Source organism: Achromobacter pestifer, from assembly GCF_013267355.1.
GTDB lineage: Bacteria > Pseudomonadota > Gammaproteobacteria > Burkholderiales > Burkholderiaceae_B > Achromobacter > Achromobacter pestifer_A.
Genome location: NZ_CP053985.1, coordinates 2,333,481 through 2,350,071 on the forward strand (window position 1 = coordinate 2,333,481; position 16,591 = coordinate 2,350,071).

The 16,591-nt window shown below is 67.1% G+C and carries 19 protein-coding genes; 7 read left to right on the top strand and 12 right to left on the bottom strand.

The window, feature by feature from the left end; all coding sequences use genetic code 11:
* Positions 1 to 237: 237 nt before the first annotated feature.
* Positions 238 to 675 carry a universal stress protein gene (locus FOC84_RS11310; protein ID WP_013391065.1) on the top strand — a complete coding sequence of 146 codons (438 nt, stop codon included), beginning with the start codon at positions 238 to 240 and terminating at the stop codon, positions 673 to 675.
* A gap of 18 nt (positions 676 to 693) precedes the next feature.
* Here FOC84_RS11310 and FOC84_RS11315 read toward each other — a convergent pair whose 3' ends face one another.
* The 4 genes from FOC84_RS11315 to FOC84_RS11330 all read right to left on the bottom strand — a co-directional run bounded on the left by FOC84_RS11315 (position 694) and on the right by FOC84_RS11330 (position 5,402).
* Positions 694 to 1,701 carry a 2Fe-2S iron-sulfur cluster-binding protein gene (locus FOC84_RS11315; RefSeq protein WP_173144498.1) on the bottom strand — a complete coding sequence of 336 codons (1,008 nt, stop codon included), beginning with the start codon at positions 1,699 to 1,701 and terminating at the stop codon, positions 694 to 696.
* Positions 1,702 to 1,713: 12 nt separating this feature from the next.
* Positions 1,714 to 2,193: a GlcG/HbpS family heme-binding protein gene (locus FOC84_RS11320; RefSeq protein ID WP_013391063.1), complete on the bottom strand. Its 480-nt coding sequence runs from the start codon at positions 2,191 to 2,193 to the stop codon at positions 1,714 to 1,716.
* Positions 2,194 to 2,232: 39 nt separating this feature from the next.
* Positions 2,233 to 3,693 carry an aldehyde dehydrogenase family protein gene (locus tag FOC84_RS11325; RefSeq protein ID WP_173144499.1) on the bottom strand — a complete coding sequence of 487 codons (1,461 nt, stop codon included), beginning with the start codon at positions 3,691 to 3,693 and terminating at the stop codon, positions 2,233 to 2,235.
* Between the two features lie 176 nt (positions 3,694 to 3,869).
* Entirely contained in the window at positions 3,870 to 5,402 is a 1,533-nt protein-coding gene (locus FOC84_RS11330; protein WP_173144500.1) for a hypothetical protein, read from the bottom strand.
* A gap of 228 nt (positions 5,403 to 5,630) precedes the next feature.
* Here FOC84_RS11330 and FOC84_RS11335 point away from each other — a divergent pair, with 228 nt between their 5' ends.
* The gene (locus FOC84_RS11335) at positions 5,631 to 6,374 is read left to right on the top strand and encodes a sulfite exporter TauE/SafE family protein (RefSeq protein WP_173144501.1); all 744 of its coding nucleotides are present in this window, start codon (positions 5,631 to 5,633) and stop codon (positions 6,372 to 6,374) included.
* A 79-nt stretch (positions 6,375 to 6,453) separates the two neighbouring features.
* The gene (locus tag FOC84_RS11340; RefSeq protein ID WP_173144502.1) at positions 6,454 to 7,173 is read left to right on the top strand and encodes a GntR family transcriptional regulator; all 720 of its coding nucleotides are present in this window, start codon (positions 6,454 to 6,456) and stop codon (positions 7,171 to 7,173) included.
* Between the two features lie 84 nt (positions 7,174 to 7,257).
* Here FOC84_RS11340 and FOC84_RS11345 read toward each other — a convergent pair whose 3' ends face one another.
* From FOC84_RS11345 to FOC84_RS11360, 4 genes are all read right to left on the bottom strand, one after another.
* Positions 7,258 to 7,608 (bottom strand): 2Fe-2S iron-sulfur cluster-binding protein, encoded by a 351-nt coding sequence (locus FOC84_RS11345; protein ID WP_173150083.1) that lies wholly within the window; start codon positions 7,606 to 7,608, stop codon positions 7,258 to 7,260.
* Entirely contained in the window at positions 7,605 to 7,934 is a 330-nt protein-coding gene (locus tag FOC84_RS11350; protein WP_173144503.1) for a ferredoxin, read from the bottom strand. Before FOC84_RS11350 ends, FOC84_RS11345 begins: the two co-directional genes overlap by 4 nt.
* A 5-nt stretch (positions 7,935 to 7,939) precedes the next feature.
* Positions 7,940 to 8,239 (bottom strand): 2Fe-2S iron-sulfur cluster-binding protein, encoded by a 300-nt coding sequence (locus FOC84_RS11355; protein WP_173144504.1) that lies wholly within the window; start codon positions 8,237 to 8,239, stop codon positions 7,940 to 7,942.
* Between the two features lie 71 nt (positions 8,240 to 8,310).
* On the bottom strand, positions 8,311 to 9,042 hold the full coding sequence (locus FOC84_RS11360; RefSeq protein ID WP_173144505.1) for a TenA family transcriptional regulator: 732 nt from the start codon (positions 9,040 to 9,042) through the stop codon (positions 8,311 to 8,313).
* 237 nt (positions 9,043 to 9,279) lie between these two features.
* On the opposite strand from FOC84_RS11360, the gene FOC84_RS11365 reads away from it, so the two are divergent.
* Positions 9,280 to 9,495 carry a hypothetical protein gene (locus FOC84_RS11365; RefSeq protein ID WP_173144506.1) on the top strand — a complete coding sequence of 72 codons (216 nt, stop codon included), beginning with the start codon at positions 9,280 to 9,282 and terminating at the stop codon, positions 9,493 to 9,495.
* An 85-nt stretch (positions 9,496 to 9,580) separates the two neighbouring features.
* On the opposite strand, the gene FOC84_RS11370 is transcribed toward FOC84_RS11365, so the two are convergent.
* The gene (locus FOC84_RS11370) at positions 9,581 to 9,979 is read right to left on the bottom strand and encodes a DUF2809 domain-containing protein (protein WP_173144507.1); all 399 of its coding nucleotides are present in this window, start codon (positions 9,977 to 9,979) and stop codon (positions 9,581 to 9,583) included.
* Between the two features lie 124 nt (positions 9,980 to 10,103).
* Here FOC84_RS11370 and FOC84_RS11375 point away from each other — a divergent pair, with 124 nt between their 5' ends.
* From FOC84_RS11375 to FOC84_RS11385, 3 genes are all read left to right on the top strand, one after another.
* Positions 10,104 to 11,339: a molybdopterin-dependent oxidoreductase gene (locus FOC84_RS11375; RefSeq protein WP_173144508.1), complete on the top strand. Its 1,236-nt coding sequence runs from the start codon at positions 10,104 to 10,106 to the stop codon at positions 11,337 to 11,339.
* A 10-nt stretch (positions 11,340 to 11,349) separates the two neighbouring features.
* On the top strand, positions 11,350 to 11,688 hold the full coding sequence (locus tag FOC84_RS11380; RefSeq protein WP_173144509.1) for a sulfite:cytochrome C oxidoreductase subunit B: 339 nt from the start codon (positions 11,350 to 11,352) through the stop codon (positions 11,686 to 11,688).
* A 147-nt stretch (positions 11,689 to 11,835) separates the two neighbouring features.
* Positions 11,836 to 13,527, top strand: coding sequence for an MFS transporter (locus FOC84_RS11385; protein ID WP_173144510.1), 1,692 nt, complete (start codon positions 11,836 to 11,838; stop codon positions 13,525 to 13,527).
* A 27-nt stretch (positions 13,528 to 13,554) separates the two neighbouring features.
* Here FOC84_RS11385 and FOC84_RS11390 read toward each other — a convergent pair whose 3' ends face one another.
* The 3 genes from FOC84_RS11390 to FOC84_RS11400 are packed head-to-tail and all read right to left on the bottom strand — an operon-like array spanning position 13,555 to position 16,520.
* Positions 13,555 to 14,292 (bottom strand): phosphoribosyltransferase, encoded by a 738-nt coding sequence (locus FOC84_RS11390; protein ID WP_173144511.1) that lies wholly within the window; start codon positions 14,290 to 14,292, stop codon positions 13,555 to 13,557.
* A gap of 26 nt (positions 14,293 to 14,318) precedes the next feature.
* Complete coding sequence (locus tag FOC84_RS11395) at positions 14,319 to 15,512, bottom strand: M20 aminoacylase family protein (RefSeq protein WP_173144512.1); 1,194 nt, start codon at positions 15,510 to 15,512, stop codon at positions 14,319 to 14,321.
* Between the two features lie 27 nt (positions 15,513 to 15,539).
* Positions 15,540 to 16,520: a Bug family tripartite tricarboxylate transporter substrate binding protein gene (locus tag FOC84_RS11400; protein ID WP_173144513.1), complete on the bottom strand. Its 981-nt coding sequence runs from the start codon at positions 16,518 to 16,520 to the stop codon at positions 15,540 to 15,542.
* Between the last annotated feature and the right edge of the window lie 71 nt (positions 16,521 to 16,591).

Consider the following 16,591-nt stretch of genomic DNA (forward strand, 5'->3'; position numbering starts at 1 on the left):
TCGTGTCCGGCTGTGGGTTCAAGGAGTCGAACCGATTCTGTCACTGCCGCGCGGCGCCGAAAAATACTTAGTCGATATGAGGTTATGTTGAAGACCGACTTAGGCTTCTTTTGGAAATATGCGGTTCCACGGCCGGCCCGGATCATCCTCCTTATGCAGGACTGGATTGCGCCCTACGGCGAGCCTATACTGGATTGGCGAGTTGCTCCCTATTCCTTTCCCTAAAGGAGAGGCAACATGTATAAGCACCTGCTCGTCGCCGTGGACGGCTCCCTGCTGTCCGAATCGGCTTTCAAGCGCGCTCTTGTTTTCGCCAAGGAAATGGGAGCCACCATCACGCTCATCCGCGCCATCCCGGAGGACCATCTGCTGGTCTACCAGGCCGAAATGCTGGGCACCACGCAGGCGCAGCATACCGACCAGGCGCGCAAGAACGCGCAGACCTATCTGGACAACCTGGAAATGGAAGCGCGCCATGCGCTGGTGCCGTGCAACGCCGTGGTCACGGTCAACGACCACCCCCACGAGGCCATCGTCGAGGCGGCGCAGAACCAGGGCTGCGACCTGATCATCATGGGCTCGCATGGCCGCCATGGCATGACGGGCTTCCTGCTGGGCAGCGAAACCCAGCGCGTGCTGGCGCGCACCCGGCTGCCGGTGCTGGTGTACCGCTAGCCCGGCTGGCGCGGCCGCTCAGGCGGCGGCCAGCGCGTGCTGGAAGGTGAAGCTGTCGGCGTACATGTGGTCCAGGCTGGCGCCGCGCGCGGCCAGCAGGCTCTTGGCTTCGTGGATCATGTCCGGAGCGCCGCAAAGATAGATAGCGTGTTCCGACAGATCCTGGTGGTCTTCCATGACGGCCTGCTGCACATGGCCGCGGCGGCCCTGCCAGTCCGCTCCCGCGCGCGACAGCACCGGCACGAAGTTGAATTCGTACAGCCGCCCGGCCCAGCTTTCAATCACGTCGCGCAGGTATAGGTCTGCTTCGGTGCGCATGCCCCAATAAAGCGTGACGGGCGGGCAGTCTTCGTTGTCCAGCAGCGATTCCAGGATGGCTTTGATGGGCGCGATGCCCGTGCCGGTAGCCATCATGATGAGCGGCCGCCAGTCTTCCTCGTGATAGCTGAACACCCCCAGCGGCGCCTCGATCTCCACGCCGGCGCCGGCTTGCGCCTGGCCCAGCCACTGATCGGTGTAGCGGCCGCCGGGAATGCGGCGAACGTGGAAATCCACCAGGTTTCCGGTCGGCGCCGAGGCCATGGAAAAGCTGCGTGTTTCGCCATCGGACAGAACGACGTTCATGTACTGGCCCGGCACATAGTCCATGCCCGCTTCGGGCAGCGCCAGCGTCAGGTGGATGACGTCGTCGCAATACCGTTCGATGCGGTGGATGGTGGCCGGCAGGCGGCGTGGCTCCGGGAACGACTGCCGGCTGCCCGCCACGCTGATGCAAAGGTCGCCCAAGGGGCGGGCCTGGCAGGCCAGCGCATAGCCTTCGGCGGCCTCTTCCGGCGTCAGGGCCATGGGGAACTCTTCGTACTCCACGGCGCCGGACTCCAGCTTGATGCGGCAGGTGCCGCAGCCGCCGAAGGTGCACTCGTGCGGCAGCTTCACCGCCGAGCGCTCGGCGGCCTGCAGCACGGATTCGCCTTCTTCGACCTGGAACGACTGGTCGGTTTGCAGGATATGCACGCGGTATGCCATGGCCGGCCTCGCTTATTTCTTGATGTCCGCCTCGACCAGCACTTTCATGCCGCGCGGCTCCAGCAGCGTCGCCAATGCCGCCAGCGCGGCCAGGCCGGCCTTGGTGTCCTGTTCGCCGTTGCCGCCGCTCAGGCCCACGCCGCCGATCACTTCGTTGTTCACCACGATGGGAAAGCCGCCGACGAACACGGCGAACTTGCCGTCAAAGCTCCACTGGATGCCGAAGGCTTCGTTGCCGGGCAGCGCGGGACCGTTGGGCGGAGTGTTGAACAGATGCGTGGAACGCTTGTGCCCGGCCGCCGTGAAAGCCTTGTTCCAGGCGATCTGCGGGCCGGTGATGCGCGCGCCGTCCATGCGTTCCAACGCGATGGGATAGCCGCCGTCGTCGACGATGCAGATCGTCTCCAGCACGCCGATCTCTTCGGATTTGGCGATGGCCGCGCGCACCATCACGCGCGCTTCTTCAAGTTCCAGACGATAGACCTGTTTCATGGGGATGACCTCTTTTGCTTGCGTTTAGGGACCGCGGCCTCAGCCGGCGCGGTAGACAGTCTTGATCTGCGTATAGAACTCCAGCCCCACGCGGCCCGATTCGCGGAACGTGGAAGTGCTGGAATGCTTGAGTCCGCCGAACGGCGCGTTGATCAGGTTGCCGGTGGTGGTCCGGTTGATCTTGACCGTACCGGCCTGGATGTCGCGGGCGAAACGGTGCGCATAACGCGCATCGGTGGTGGCGATGGCGGCCGACAGGCCGTACTCGGTGTCGTTGGCGCGGGCAATGGCATCTTCGTAGCCGTCCACCTCGATCAGCGCGATCACCGGGCCGAAAATCTCTTCCCGCGCGATGCGCATCTGCTGCGTGACGTCGGTGAACAGCGCGGGCGACACGTAATAACCGCGCTCGAAACCGGCGCCCGTGAGGCGGTCGCCGCCGTACAGATGGGTGGCCTCCTGCTTGCCGACCGCCACGTAGCCCAGCACGTTGTCCAGCTGCTTGGCCGTGGCCAGCGGACCCAGATCGAAATTGCCATCCAGGCCGTTGCCTATGGTCAGCGTCTTGATGCGGGCCAGCAGCTTGTCGGTGTAGGCCTGGCGCACGCGCTTGTCGACCAGCACCCGGCTGGTGCCGGTGCAGGCCTGGCCGCTAAGCGAAAAGCCGCCCTTCACCGCCAGGTCGACAGCGCGGTCCAGGTCGGCGTCCGCCAGCACGATCAGCGGATTCTTGCCGCCCAGCTCCATCTGCGTGCGGGTGGTCAGTCCGGCGGTCCGGTGTATCTGTTCGCCCGCGGCGGTGGAGCCGGTGAAGGAAATCGCCCGCACCGCCCGCGCGCCCGTGATGGCCTCGCCCACGGCGCCGGCCGGGCCGGTCAGAAAATTCAGCACCCCGGCCGGCAGGCCGGCCTGCACGAAGGCCTCGGTCAGGCGGTAGCCCGACATGGGCGCATCGGACGAGGGCTTGAACACCACCGTGTTGCCGGTAATCAGGGCCGGAGCGATCTTGCGGGCGGGAATGGAAATGGGAAAGTTCCAGGGGGAGATCACCGTCACCACGCCCAGCGGCTCGCGCTGGCTGTAGACCACCATGTCCGGGTCGTCGTTGGGATAGGTTTCGCCCGTGAATGACTGGCCTTCCACGGCGTAGAAGCGGATCGTCTGCGCCGAGCGCAGCACCTCGTCCTTGGCCAGGTTCAGGCTCTTGCCCTCTTCCCGCGTCAGTTCGCGGGCGATGTCGTTGGCGTGGTCTTCCAGGTACTGGGCCGCGCGGAACAGGATGGCGGCGCGCTTGGAGATCGGCGTATCGCGCCAGCCGGCGAAGGCGGCCTCGGCGGACGCCACCGCCTGGCGGGCGTCTTCCGCGTCCGACACCTGGAAACGGCCCACGGTGTCGCTGGTATCGGCCGGGTTGATGTTGGGCGCGGTCTTGCCGGTGCCGCTGGGCACCCAGCTGCCGCCGATGTGGTTCAGGAATGTTTGCTGCGAGAGATCGTCCACGGGAACGCTTCCTTAGTCTGCGCCCGGCTGGCCGCGAGTGCCTGGGCAGGTTGGCTTATGAACATTGTATACTTTAATCAATATGGATCGATACGTGTAAACCCCTGCTCCGGATCTGGCGTCGCCTGGAAAAAAGGGTCCCCGCGGGGACCCCAAAGCAGCGCCACAAACAGGTATCAGCTCCAGATCAGCACCGCGCAGATCGTCGAGACGAACAGCGCCAGCAGCACCGGCAACAGCAGGGCGCGCACCAGCGACAGCACGTTCACCCGCGCGAAGCCCGCCACCGCGATCAGCGAGGACCAGGCGATCAGCGTGCCGCCGCCCGTCCAGACCGCGCCCATCTGGCCCACCGCCGCCAGCGTCGCCGGGTCCACGCCCACCACCGGGCCCAAAGCGCCGGACAAGGTGCCGGTCAGAGGCAGGCCAGCAAAGCCGGATCCGTCGATGCCGGTGATCATGCCGACCAGCAGCACGCCGAAGGCCACCAGGAAATGGTTTTCGGGGATCAGGTGCTGGCCGGCGGAAATCACCTCGAACAACAGGCCAGGCGCCTGCGCTTGGGGCACGCCCAGGATCTGCGCGGCGGTTTCGTTGGCGCCCACGAAGAAGAAGCCCGCGATCGGCAGCACCGAACCCATGGCCTTGAAGGCGAACACAAAGCCGTCGGTGACGTGCTCCGGACAGACGTCCAGCATCTTGCGCGGGCCTTCCGCGGCCAGGGTCACCAGCATCATCACGACAAAGGCCACGCCACCCACCAGCGCCGCCGCATCGCCGCCGCGCAGCGCGGGCAGGGACGGGAACAGGCGCGGCAGCACCATGACCGCGATCACCGCCAGAAAGGCCAGCGGCGTCACGACGGCGAAGGTCTTGGACCAGCGCACGCGGCGGCGCTCTTCGTCGCTCAGCGCCGGGCCGCTGGGCAGGGCGGGGTCCGCGCCCATGGTGCCGCGGGCCAGCTCGGCCTTGTCGAACGAGCCGGACTGCTCGATGCGCGCCAGGCTGCCGTCCTGCGCCCGGGCCTGCCAGGCGGACAGGAGCCCCGCATCGGCCGGCACGATGTGCTTGCGGATCAGCAGGTAGGCCACCACCAGGGCCACTGCGCCGGTGATCAGCGACAGCACCAGCGCGCGGTCCGCGACCACGGCGGCGCTGACCGCCGCCCCCGCCGCCTTGGCGCTGATGCTGGGCGCGACCCCGATCACGTAGTCCGAGGACAGCGCCATGCCCTGGCCCGCGATGGCGATGGCCATGGCGCCCGCCAAGGGCGGCAGGCCGGCCGCGATGGCCGCGGGCAGCAGGATGGCGGACACCAGCGGCACCGCCGGCGTCGGCCAGAAGAACAGCGAGATCACGTAAGTACAGAGGGCGATGATCAGGAAGGACGAATGCCCGCCCCGCATCACGCGGCGAAACGGCTGCACCATGCGCACATCCGCCTGCAGAGTCTTCAGCGCATTGAGCAGCGCCGTCATGAAGGTGATCACCAGGAAGATATTGAACAGCTCCTTGGCCGCCACGAAGCTGGCCGAGAAGATGCCGATCAGCGCGCTGATCGGATTGCCCGTGATGGCCAGCACCACCAGAAAGGTGCCGATGACCGACGGCACCACCACGTTGGCCCGCAGGATCATCGTCAGGATGATGGCGGCCACGCTGATCAGGTACATCCAGTGAGCAGCGTTGAGCACTACGTCCGCTTGCATGTGCTATTCCCCTTGTATGCGTGGCTGTCGTATCGCCACGTTCGGTATACTATATTTCGTTTGTGGTCATACCAATGAAAATATGCGCCGCCTAGGGAAAGCGATAATTCTGAAAAACCCATGAATAGCGCCTAAAAATCAGGGGATTACCCTAGTTTTTGAAGCGGTTCATGGAACTTTGAAAAATGCTGGATAGACTATCGTATACATAGTAGATAAATTCCAGGCATGACATCCTCCCTGCCGTATCCCGATCTCCTGCAATACGCCACCATGGCGGCCGTGGTGTTCGGCGCCGCGATCGCGCAGGGCGTGGGCGGCGTGGGCTTCGCCATGTTCGCCGCGCCGGTGGCGGCCATGTTCTTTCCCCAGTTGGCGCCGGGGCCGCTGCTGACGCTGGGCGGCTTCATTTCGCTCTTGACCGCGCTGCGCGAACGCGCCGCCATCGACTGGCCTTCGGTGTCCTACGCGCTGGCGGGGCGCGCGGTCGGCACGCTGATCGCCATCTACGCCATGACGCGCTTCGCGCCGCAGGCATTGGGGGTGCTGTTCGCCGCGCTGATCCTGGTGGCCGTGGCGCTGAGCGCGGCCGGCCTGCACTTTTCCGCCACGCCCGGGCGCGTGTCCGGCGCGGGCGTGGCCTCGGGCATCATGGGCACCATGACCTCGGTGGGCGCCCCGCCCATCGCCATCGTGATGCAGCACGCGGCGCCGCCTCGCCTGCGCGCCACGCTAGGCATGGTGCTGTTCCTGGGATCCATCTTCTCGCTGGCCATGCTGGCATGGGCCAAGCGCTACACGGGCTATCACGCTGGGCTGGCGCTCAGCCTGGCGCCTTTCCTGCTGGCCGGTTTTGCGGTCTCCAACCGGCTGCGCCACCGCCTGCCCCCGCGCGCGGTGCGCGGCGTGCTGCTGGCGGTATGCGCCTTGGGCGCGCTGGGCGTGCTGGCCAAGGCTTTTTGGGGACACTGATGCGGTACGCCCCCGAAGCCACTCGGCTACACCCGGTAATACAATGGAGACTGTATCCATTAAGCCAAACCTGCTCGCCATGACAACCTCACCCGTCAGCCCGCAAGCCGCAGAAACGCAGCACTCCGCCTCGCTGAAGATCGGCGAGCAGCATCCGCAGTTGTTTGCCGTCATCCGCGACAAGCTGCGCGAGCGCATCCTCAGCGGCGAGTTCACGCCCGGCGACCGCCTGGTGGAGGGCCGCCTGTCCGAAGAAATGGGCGTGTCGCGCATTCCGGTGCGCGAGGCGCTGCGCGCCCTGGCCGCCGAAGGCCTGGTGACCATCGAACCGCGCCGCGGCGCGTCCGTATCAGTGCTGTCCGACGCGGTCGCCTACGACATGGTGGAAGTGCGCGCCACCCTGGAAGGCCTGAATGCCAAGCTCGCGGCGCAGCGCCGCGACGAAAAGACCGTGGAACGCCTGCAGGCCTTCCTGCGCGAAGGCACCGAGGCCGCCCGCGGCGAGCAACTGGACAAGTTCCTGGCGCTGAATTCCCAGTTCCACGAAATGCTGGCCACCATCGGCGGCAACGTGGTGCTGACCGACCTGATGCGCTCGCTGCGCGACCGCACGGCGCTGCTGTTCGCGCCCAGCAACATGCTGCGCGCCAAGCAGAACTGGGATGAACATTCCCAGATCCTCAATGCCGTCATCGCCGGCAACGGCGACCTGGCCGCGCTGCTGGCCAGCCAGCATGTGCACAACGCCGCCCGGGCCTATACGGAAGCGCAGCAGCAACCGCACGCATCGGTGGCCTGAACCGGCCGCGCCTGAAGCCATTCGCACCGCCCTGGGGCCAGCGCCCGCTGGCGCCTCGGCCTTGCAGTCTGCGGGCAGCGCCCCTCAGGTCGCCGCTTCGACCGTATCGGATGCCGCGCCCACCACAACGCCCTTGCCGTTCTGGACCACCCACGAGACCTTCACGTCGCCATTGACGAAGGTCTGGCAGGCCATGCGGTAGCCGGCCTCGAAGTCCTCCGGGCGCAGGTGCTTGCGCTCCTTCGGCTTGATCGCGTCGGTGTTCTCCAGCCCTTCCTCGATACGGCATTTGCAGGTGCCGCACAGGCCGCCCCCGCACTTGAAGGGAATGCCGCCCTTTTCCTTGAGCGACACGCGCAGCAGATTGCTGTTCTCGGGCGCCGTGGCGACCATGCCGCCATTGGAAATGAATGTGATCTGGACCATATTGTTCAGTGCTCCGCGGCGACCGCGCCCGGGCGCAGCGTCAAGGTCGATTCCATGCTGCCGAAGCGCGTCAGGTGCGCGAGCTCCTTGCGGGCCGCTTCCACCGACGCGAACTTCTCCAGGAACTTGGACGGCACGCGGTTCACCACGTAGGGCGGCGTTTCCTCGGTGACCACGAGCTTGGTGTCGCCATGCAGACGGGCGATGCGGTAGACCGCCAGCGCGCGGCCGTAGAACGCGTAGTCGTAGGTTTCCAGGATGTCCACCGCGCCGTCGTCCGCTTCGGTGCGGAACACGCCGGGCTTGCTGGTCAATATGACGTATACCGGGCCCATCGCCGCTATGCCTCCACGTCCTGGACCAGCTCGATGTCGCTGCTCAACCAGAGCTGGCATGCCAGCCGGTAGCCCTGGTCGATGCGCTCGCCCAGCTGCTTCTTTTCCTTCCAGTTGACCGGCGGCAGATGCTCGGCCCCGGCCAGCACGCGGCAGGCGCACTTGGCGCACTTGCCCATGCCGCATTCGTAGCGCAGATGCGGATACGGGAACTGCTTGATGCCGGCCCGCACCACCAGATTGGTGTTGTCCTTCACCACGTCGGTGTAGGTCTGGCCGCCCTTATGAAACACGATGGTAGGCATGGGTTTTCTGCTCTGGGGTCTGCGGGTCCGCGGCCGTCCGGCATGGAACGCCTGACGGCCTTGCGGCGTGCTCAGGCGGCAAGGCCCAGTTCGGGCAGCGCGATTTCCTGCTGCACGTAGTCGGTATAGAGCGCGGTCGTGTACAGCAGCCGCATCTGGGCGCCGATCTCGCAGATCTTCAGGCAGCGCTGCTGCAGCTCCACCGTATTGGCGTGTTCCAGCACGATCTGGTAGCCGCGCTCGCCGTGGATTTCGTCGGACACGATATGCAGGTCGAAGAATTCCACTTCCTCGTCGGTAAAACCGTACTTTTCGCGCAGGGTCGGAGTCTGCTTGCGGTAGATGGATGGCACTTGCGATTCCAGGCCCACCACCAGCCCGGCCACCGCCACGATGGGATCCTCGCGCATGGCCACGGCGTAGCACCAGCTTTGCAGGGCGCGCGTGGTGGGCGACATGTTGTCGGGGTTGGTGACCCGTTCGCGGGTGGTGCCGCAGGCTTCGGCAAAGCGGATCAGCAGGTCGGTGTGGCGGTCGCCGCCGATTTCCTCTTCATACATATTGGCCAGCAGGAAGTCCTTGGCCTCGGTGTAGGTGTCGGGCGTGCGGGCGTACAGGTAGCCCAGGTAATCGGCGAACGGGCCCACGTAGTGATAGTGGTTCTCGGCCCAGCGCTGCAGGTGCTGGCGGCTGAGCTTGCCCTCTGCCCAGGCGATGGAAAAAGGCGAAGCGTTGGCGCTCTTGCCTTTGATCGCGTTTTCCAACGCGGTACGGAATTCATCTCGGTTCATCAGTTCAGCCATGACGCGCTCCAGGTCCAGTGGTGAAGACTCCAGGCTGGTCTTAGCCCGGGCATGATGCACATTGTATACCGTCTACTATTTTGGGCTGCTAGGGCAATCCCGGAGATCGGTCAGAGGCTGCCCAATAAACAGGGACAGCCTTTATGGATCAAAGACTTGGAGCGCACATAGCGAGGCTGGCCCGGATGGCGAGGTGCTGGTACAATGAATACACTTTCAATGCAATACGGAAATACCATGAATACCCGCCACCTCCTGGGAGACTCCCCGATCGGCCAACAGCTGCTGACGCATTACGCCCGCCGCGACGCCGTGCGCCACGCCACGCCGCTGTTTCCTTCGTCCTGGGCCGAACTCTTCGCGCCGTTCCGCAACGCCCGCCTGCAGCCGCTGCGCGCGGTCAAGCCCGCCGCGCGCGCGCACGACGACGCGCCGGTCTGCCAGGCAAGCTGATTTCCCAGATCGTTCCCCGGGGTTGTTCCCCGGATGCAAGCCTGGCGCCTGGCGCCTTGCGGCCAGGCGGAAAGATGAAAAGCGCCTAGGCGCCGCGCAACTCGGCGCCCCGCCGCCGCCGGTTCCAGGCGGCCAGCGCCAGCACCAGGACGAATCCCAGCGTATAGGCCAGCATGTCCCACCAGTCGGGCACGCTGCCCAGGATCACCCGCAATACCGGCTGCTCCAGCCGCCAACCGAAATGGCGCGCCAGGTACTGCCCCAGTTCCACCGCATAGCCGGTGAACAACGCTGCCAGCGCCAGCGGCAGCACATCCGCGCGGATGAAGCTGCGATACACCAGATAGGCCCAGCCCACCGCCACCACGTCGCCCACAAAGCCCCGCAACAGGGGATAGGGCGCACCCAGGGTGGCGATCAGCGCTTCCAGCGCGGTTACGGCCAGCAGCGCGGCAAAGGCGCGTTTGTTGAAGGTCAGGATCATCGAAGCGGAAAACGCGGAAATTGAAACGGGCAGCGCGGACGTTAACGCATTTGTCAGGCCGCCGCGCGTAGGCTCGTCTGAACGCGCCGGGGCAGGGCGCTGACAAGAACGAGGAGACACCAAGATGAGCACATTCGACCCGAATGGGCGCCGGCGCTTCCTGCGCCAGGCCTGTACGCTGGGCGCCACCGGCACGCTGGCCGGCCATGCGCTGACCAGCCTGGCGGCGCCGGCCACCGTCACGCTGCCGTTCGCCAACGGCGAGCGCGACCTGATCGCCTATCCACAAAAGCGGCCCCTGATCCGCCAGACCTCGCGCCCGCCGCAGCTGGAAACGCCGTTCGCGGTCTTCAATGAAAACCTCATCACGCCCAACGACGCCTTCTTCGTGCGCTACCACCTGGGCAACATCCCCACCGCCATCGACCTGAATACCTACCGCATCAAGGTCAGCGGACTGGTGGACAAGCCCCTGGAGCTGTCCTTGGCCGACCTGAAGCAGCAATTCGGCAAGCCGGTGGAGCTGGTGGCGGTCACCCAATGCTCGGGCAACAGCCGCGGCTTCTTCGCGCCGCGCGTGGGCGGCGGGCAGTCGGGCAACGGCGCCATGGGCAATGCCCGCTGGGTAGGCATCCCGCTCAAGCGCATCCTGGAAAAAGCCGGCATCCGCGCCGGCGCGCGCCAGGTGACTTTCGAGGGCATGGACCGCCCGGTGCTGCCCGGCACGCCGGAGTTCGTCAAGGCGTTGGACGCCGCCCATGCGTTGGACGGCGAGGTCATGCTGGCCTACGCCATGAACGGCGCCGACCTGCCCATGCTCAACGGCTATCCCGTACGTCTGGTGGTGCCGGGGTACTACGGCACTTACTGGGTCAAGCACCTGGCCGACATCAAGGTGCTGGATAAAGAGTTCGACGGCTTCTGGATGCAAAAGGCCTATCGGATTCCCGACAATGATTGCGCCTGCACGCCGCCGGGCAAGGCCCCGGAAAAGACGCGCCCCATCGGCCGCTACAACGTGCGCAGCTTCATCACCAGCCTCGCCGACGGCGCACGCGTCGCCCGCGGCAAACCGGTGCAGGTGCGCGGCATCGCCTTCGACGGCGGCAAGGGCATACGCGAGGTCCAGTTCTCGTCGGACGGCGGCAAGACCTGGCAGGCCGCCAAACTCGGCCGCGACCTGGGCCGCTATTCCTTCCGCGAATGGCACGCCGACTTCACGCCCAAGGCCGCCGGCGACTACGCGCTGAAGGTCCGCGCCACCAACACGGCCGGCGAAACCCAGCCGCTGGAGCCGCTGTGGAATCCGGCCGGCTACATGCGCAACGTGGTCGAAGCCGTCCGCATCACCGCCGCCTGAGGAGAGCGCCATGACCCGCCTTTTCCGTCGCTGCCTGCCGGCGCTCGCGCTGGCCCTCGCCTGCCTGTCCCCGGCCGCCCAGGCCCTGGAGATCAAGCTGCCGCAGGAAACCGCCACCCTGCATCCCGGCACGGGCGCGGGCGCCCAGCATGCCGCCCTGTGCCTGATGTGCCATTCGGTGGACTACGTATCGTCCCAGCCGCCCATGCCCCTGGGCTTCTGGGATGCCGAGGTCAAGAAGATGGTGGGCACCTATGGCGCCCCCATCCCAGCAGACCAGGTGCCGCTGATCGTGGAGTACCTGAACCAGGCCTACCCGCCGGCCCCTGCGCCGGCGACCAAGCAGTAGAGGCGGCTCGCGGCAGCAGCACCCACGGCGGCACGCGGCCGCCCTGGGTGCTGCGCGCGCTCCCCTCGGTCGCGGGCTTAGGCGTACCATTACCCGACCCAGACCACGTCCGGCAGGAACGCCTACCCGGCGCGCCGGAAGAACTCCATGCTGCAACCCGTTTCGGCCAACACCGATCTGCCCGCGGACGCACCCGCCGCCCCCGCCCCCGTGCTGCAGGTCAGCACGCTGTCCCCCTTCGCGTTTCCGGCGTTCCGCATCATCTGGATCGCCAATCTGTTCGCCAACCTGGGCACCTGGGCGCAATCCGTCGCCGCCGCCTGGATCATCACCACCGAACAGAGCAGTCCGCTGATGGTCGCCATGATCCAGGTGGCCGCCGCCTTCCCGCTGGTGGCGCTGTCCATCCTGACCGGCGTGCTGGCCGACAACTACGACCGCCGCAAGGTCATGCTGACCGGCATGCTGCTGGAGTTGGCGGGCGGCGTCTTCATCACCATCCTCGCCTTTGCCGGACTGCTGCATCCCATCACGCTGATCGCGTCCGTCTTCTGCATCGCCATCGGCAGCGCCATCGTCACCCCGGCCTGGCAGGCCGCGGTGGGCGAACAGGTGCCGCGCGCGCACGTCGGCAGCGCGGTGCTGCTGAACAGCGTCAACTTCAACGTGGCGCGCGCCGTCGGCCCCGCCATCGGCGGCCTGCTGCTGGGCGCCATGGGCGCGCCCTGGGTGTTTCTGCTGAACTGCTTCTGCTACGGCGGCCTGATCTGGGCGATCTGGCGCTGGAAGCGCGACTTGCCGCTGCGCCGCCTGCCGCCCGAAGGCATCCTGGAAGGCGTGGTGGCGGCGCTGCGCTACACCCAGCACTCCACCGTCACCCGCGTGGTGATGCTGCGGTCTTTCGCTTTCGGCCTGTCCGCCAGCGCGCTGTGGGCCTTGCTGCCGTTGCTGGCGCACGAACATGAAGGCGGCAGCGCCCTGCTGTACGGTTACATGCTGGGCGCGCTGGGCCTGGGCGCCATCCTCGGCAGCGTCGTCGTACGCCGGGTCCAGGCCGCCTGGGGCGCGAGCGGCCTGATCAGCGCCGCCGCGGGCCTGCTGGCCGCATGCCTGCTGGCGCTGGGCCTGACCGGCACCTTGTGGGTGGCGTTTCCGGCGCTGCTGTTGTCCGGCAGTTGCTGGATCGGCGTGCTGGCCACCTACAACACCACCGTCCAGATGCTGGTGCCGGACTGGGTCAAGGCGCGCGCGCTGGCCCTGTACCAGACGGCCATCTTCGGCGGGCTGGCGGCCGGCTCCTTCATGTGGGGCCACTTCGCCGGCACCATGGGCGTTTCCGGCGCCCTGGCGACCGCCGGCATCATGCTGGGCATCACCGTCGCGCTGATGTACCGCTCGCGGCTGCCCGAACATCTGGACACCACGTCGCTGGCGCGGGCGGACACCACCGAGCCGGCGATGGCCGCGGTGGGCTTCAACACGCAGCACGGCGCCGTGCTGGTCGCGGTGGAATACCTGATCGAAAAGGAAAAGCTGTCCGCGCTGATCGGCGCGGCGCACCCGCTGCGCCTCATGCGGCTGCGCAACGGCGCGCAGCAATGGCAGCTGTTCCGCGACCTGGAGCGCGAGGGCGTCTGGCGCGAGGTCTTCCTGGTGGAAAGCTGGATGCAGTACCTGCGCATGATCGACCGCATGACGCTGGAGGACAAGATGGTGCTGGACAAGGTGCGCGCGCTGCACGCCGGCGACAAGCCGCCGGTGGTGTCGCGCAACGTCAGCTATCTGGCGATGAACGAAGCGCAGGGCTTCTCGCTGCGCCGCGATCCAGAGTCGCTGTAAGCCCCGGCATCCAAGGCCGCCTACGCCTCAGCCGGCCGTCTCCGGCACCCAGCCCGCGGCCGTGCGGCGCATGCGCGGCGACTCGAACGCGCAGGCCACCGGTATCGGCGCACCGTCCGCCTCGACCAGCCGCTCGCGCCAGCGCTCACCCTGGCACATGGCCACGACGATGCCCGCCACTTCCGCGCCGCAGCGCGCCAGCAGTTCCAGCGCGGACAGCATCGTCTGCCCCGTGCTGACGGCGTCGTCCACCACCAGCACGCGCCGCCCCGCCAGGCTGCCCGCCAGATTCGGATCCACGTACAACAGCTTGCCAGCGTCCGGCGTGGTCAGCGACTGCACCGGCACGGCCAGGCGTTCGTCGTACCAGTACTTGCGCGAATAGCCGAAGGGCACGTAGCGCGTGAACCCCAGGCCGCGCGCCACCATGGGCGCGAATGCCAGCCCCAGCGTGGGCAGGCCCACGACCACCTCGGCGCCGAAGGCGCGCGCGCGTTCGGCCATGAAGCCGGCCAGGGTGTCGACCACCTCCAGGCTCGCATGGTTGGCGATCAGCGAGGCCACGCAGCGATCCGGGTCGCCCGGCACGCCGCGCAGCGGCAGCACCAGATAGCGGCCGTCCGGCAACCGCGCGGGATAAGCGCGGGAATAGGGTGGGTCGACCGGCAGCGTCAGCGCGTCGCCGCTGACGATTTCTTGCCAATAGTCGGTGGTGGCGTCGAAGGCCGGCGCGCCGGCGGCAGTCAGATCGTGTGAGGCAGTCATGCGTCGCGGAAAGTAGCGGCGGCCGCTCAGCGCGCGCCGGCGGCCAAATAGGCTTCCGCCAGCGTCACCCAGTAGCTGGCCGTGACCGGCAGGATGTCGTCGTTGAAATCGTAGTCGGGGTTGTGCACCATGCAGCCGCCTTCGCCCTCGCCGTTGCCGACGATAAAGTAGCTGCCGGGCACTTCCTCCAGCATGAAGGCGAAGTCGTCGCTGGCCTGCAGCGGCTCCAGATCGGGGATCAGCAGCGGTTCGCCCAGCCAGCCGCGCGCCACTTCCTCCGCGAACTGCGTGGCGCCGCGGTCGTTGACCACCGGCGGATAGCGCCAGCGGTAGTCCACCTTGACGCTGGCGCGGTGCACCGCGGCCTGCGCGGTGGCGATCGCGGTGATGCGCTCGCGCAGCAGCGCGCGCGTCTCGGGTCGGCGCGCGCGCACTGTCAGGCGCAGCTCCACCGTCTTCGGAATCACGTTGGGCGCGTCGCCGCCATGGATGGCCCCTATGGTCACCACCGCCATGTCGTTGGGATCGATCTCGCGCGACACAATGGTCTGCAAGGCCAGCACAATGCTGGCCGCCGCCACGATGGGGTCCACCGCCACATGCGGCATGGCGCCGTGGCCGCCGACGCCGCTGACGGTCAGGATCACCGTGTCGGACGAGCTGTACATCACGCCCGAGCGGAAACCGAAATGCCCGGCGGGGTAGCCCGGCTCGTTGTGGAAGCTGTAGACAGCGTCGCACGGAAAGCGTTGGAACAGGCCGTCGGCGATCATCTTCTGCGCGCCGCCATGGCCTTCCTCGGCCGGCTGGAAGATCAGGTGCACGGTGCCGTCGAAGCGGCCGCGCTCGGCCAGCGCGCGAGCCGCGGCCAACAGCGTGGCCGTGTGGCCGTCATGGCCGCAGGCGTGCATCTTGCCAGGGTTCTGGCTGGCGTAGGGCAGGCCGGTGGTCTCATGGATGGGCAGGGCATCCATGTCGGCGCGCAGGCCCAGCCGGCGCGCGCCGCTGCCCCGGCGCAAGGTACCCACCACGCCGGTCACGCCCAGGCCGCGATGCACCTCGTAGCCCCAGGCCGCCAGCCTTTCGGCCACCAGCTCGGCCGTGGCGACTTCCTGGTAGGCCAGTTCGGGATTGGCGTGGATGCGGTGGCGCAGCGCCACCATCTCTTCCTGGATGGCCTGGATCTCGGGCAGCACGGGGCCGCGGGCGGGTATGTTCATGGCGTGGCTTCCTGCAAGGGGGCAGGCTTATTCCTGCTGGATGTTGGCGCTCTTCACGATGTGCGCGTACAAGGCTTTTTCCTTCTTCAGGAATGCGGCGAAATCCTCGGGCGTGCCCTGTCCGGGCATGGCGCCGCCTTCGGCCAGGCGCTTTTTCACCTCGTCCATTTGCAGCACCGCGTTCAGCTCCTGGTTCAGCCGCCCGACCACGGCGGGGTCGGTGCCTGCCGGCACGAATACGCCGGTCCAGGTGTTCAGCTCGAAGCCCTTGAGCGCCGGCGTCTCGCCGAAGGCCTGCACGTCCGGCAGCGTGTCGACGCGCACGGCCGAGGTCACGCCCAGCGCGTGCAGCTTCTTCTGCTGCACCAGCGGCGTGGCGCTGGTGGTCACCAGGAGGCCCAGGTCCACCTGGCCGCCCATGACGTCGTTGGTGATCTGCGCGCCGCCGCGGTAGGGCACGTGCACCAGTTTGACCTTTGCCTGGTCCTGCATCACTTCCATCGCCAGATGCAGCACGGTACCCACGCCGGACGAGGCGTAGGTCAGCGTGTCCGGCTTCTCGCGCGCCAGCGCGATCAGCTCGTTCATGTTCCGCACCGGCAGGCCCGGACGCGCCAGCAGCACCACGGGCGCGGTGGTCACCAAGGCCACCGGCGTCAGGTCGGTTTCGGCGTCGTACTTGACGGCGGAGTTGATCAGCCGCGCCACGCTGATCGGGCCGTCAAAGCCCATTACCAGCGTGTAGCCGTCCGGCTTGGCGTGCACGGCCTTGGCCACGCCCAGCACGCCGCCCGCGCCTGCCACGTTGTCGACGATGACGGACTGCTTGAGGCGGTCCGACAGCTTCTGCGCCACCAGGCGCGCCGTGGTGTCGACGTTGCCGCCCGGACTGAACGGCACGATCAGGGTCAGGGGCCGGGCGTCGGGCCAGGTGTCGGCGCCGGCCGCCGGGGCAAGGCACAGCGCGGCCGCCAGCGCGGACACGGACAGGAACAGGCGTTTGAACATGGAAGGGGCGGGATCGAGGTGCGCGCGGAACTGGCGGCGCGGAGGAGGGCGACGACGCCATCCTAACCAGA

Excerpts from the sequence above, each read along its gene's own strand:
- FOC84_RS11310 (WP_013391065.1), top strand. The coding sequence starts at position 238 with ATGTATAAGCACCTGCTCGTCGCCGTGGACGGCTCCCTGCTGTCCGAA.
- FOC84_RS11315 (WP_173144498.1), bottom strand. The coding sequence starts at position 1,701 with ATGGCATACCGCGTGCATATCCTGCAAACCGACCAGTCGTTCCAGGTC.
- FOC84_RS11320 (WP_013391063.1), bottom strand. The coding sequence starts at position 2,193 with ATGAAACAGGTCTATCGTCTGGAACTTGAAGAAGCGCGCGTGATGGTG.
- FOC84_RS11330 (WP_173144500.1), bottom strand. The coding sequence starts at position 5,402 with ATGCAAGCGGACGTAGTGCTCAACGCTGCTCACTGGATGTACCTGATC.
- FOC84_RS11335 (WP_173144501.1), top strand. The coding sequence starts at position 5,631 with ATGACATCCTCCCTGCCGTATCCCGATCTCCTGCAATACGCCACCATG.
- FOC84_RS11340 (WP_173144502.1), top strand. The coding sequence starts at position 6,454 with ATGACAACCTCACCCGTCAGCCCGCAAGCCGCAGAAACGCAGCACTCC.
- FOC84_RS11350 (WP_173144503.1), bottom strand. The coding sequence starts at position 7,934 with ATGGGCCCGGTATACGTCATATTGACCAGCAAGCCCGGCGTGTTCCGC.
- FOC84_RS11355 (WP_173144504.1), bottom strand. The coding sequence starts at position 8,239 with ATGCCTACCATCGTGTTTCATAAGGGCGGCCAGACCTACACCGACGTG.
- FOC84_RS11360 (WP_173144505.1), bottom strand. The coding sequence starts at position 9,042 with ATGGCTGAACTGATGAACCGAGATGAATTCCGTACCGCGTTGGAAAAC.
- FOC84_RS11365 (WP_173144506.1), top strand. The coding sequence starts at position 9,280 with ATGAATACCCGCCACCTCCTGGGAGACTCCCCGATCGGCCAACAGCTG.
- FOC84_RS11370 (WP_173144507.1), bottom strand. The coding sequence starts at position 9,979 with ATGATCCTGACCTTCAACAAACGCGCCTTTGCCGCGCTGCTGGCCGTA.
- FOC84_RS11375 (WP_173144508.1), top strand. The coding sequence starts at position 10,104 with ATGAGCACATTCGACCCGAATGGGCGCCGGCGCTTCCTGCGCCAGGCC.
- FOC84_RS11380 (WP_173144509.1), top strand. The coding sequence starts at position 11,350 with ATGACCCGCCTTTTCCGTCGCTGCCTGCCGGCGCTCGCGCTGGCCCTC.
- FOC84_RS11385 (WP_173144510.1), top strand. The coding sequence starts at position 11,836 with ATGCTGCAACCCGTTTCGGCCAACACCGATCTGCCCGCGGACGCACCC.
- FOC84_RS11390 (WP_173144511.1), bottom strand. The coding sequence starts at position 14,292 with ATGACTGCCTCACACGATCTGACTGCCGCCGGCGCGCCGGCCTTCGAC.
- FOC84_RS11395 (WP_173144512.1), bottom strand. The coding sequence starts at position 15,512 with ATGAACATACCCGCCCGCGGCCCCGTGCTGCCCGAGATCCAGGCCATC.
- FOC84_RS11400 (WP_173144513.1), bottom strand. The coding sequence starts at position 16,520 with ATGTTCAAACGCCTGTTCCTGTCCGTGTCCGCGCTGGCGGCCGCGCTG.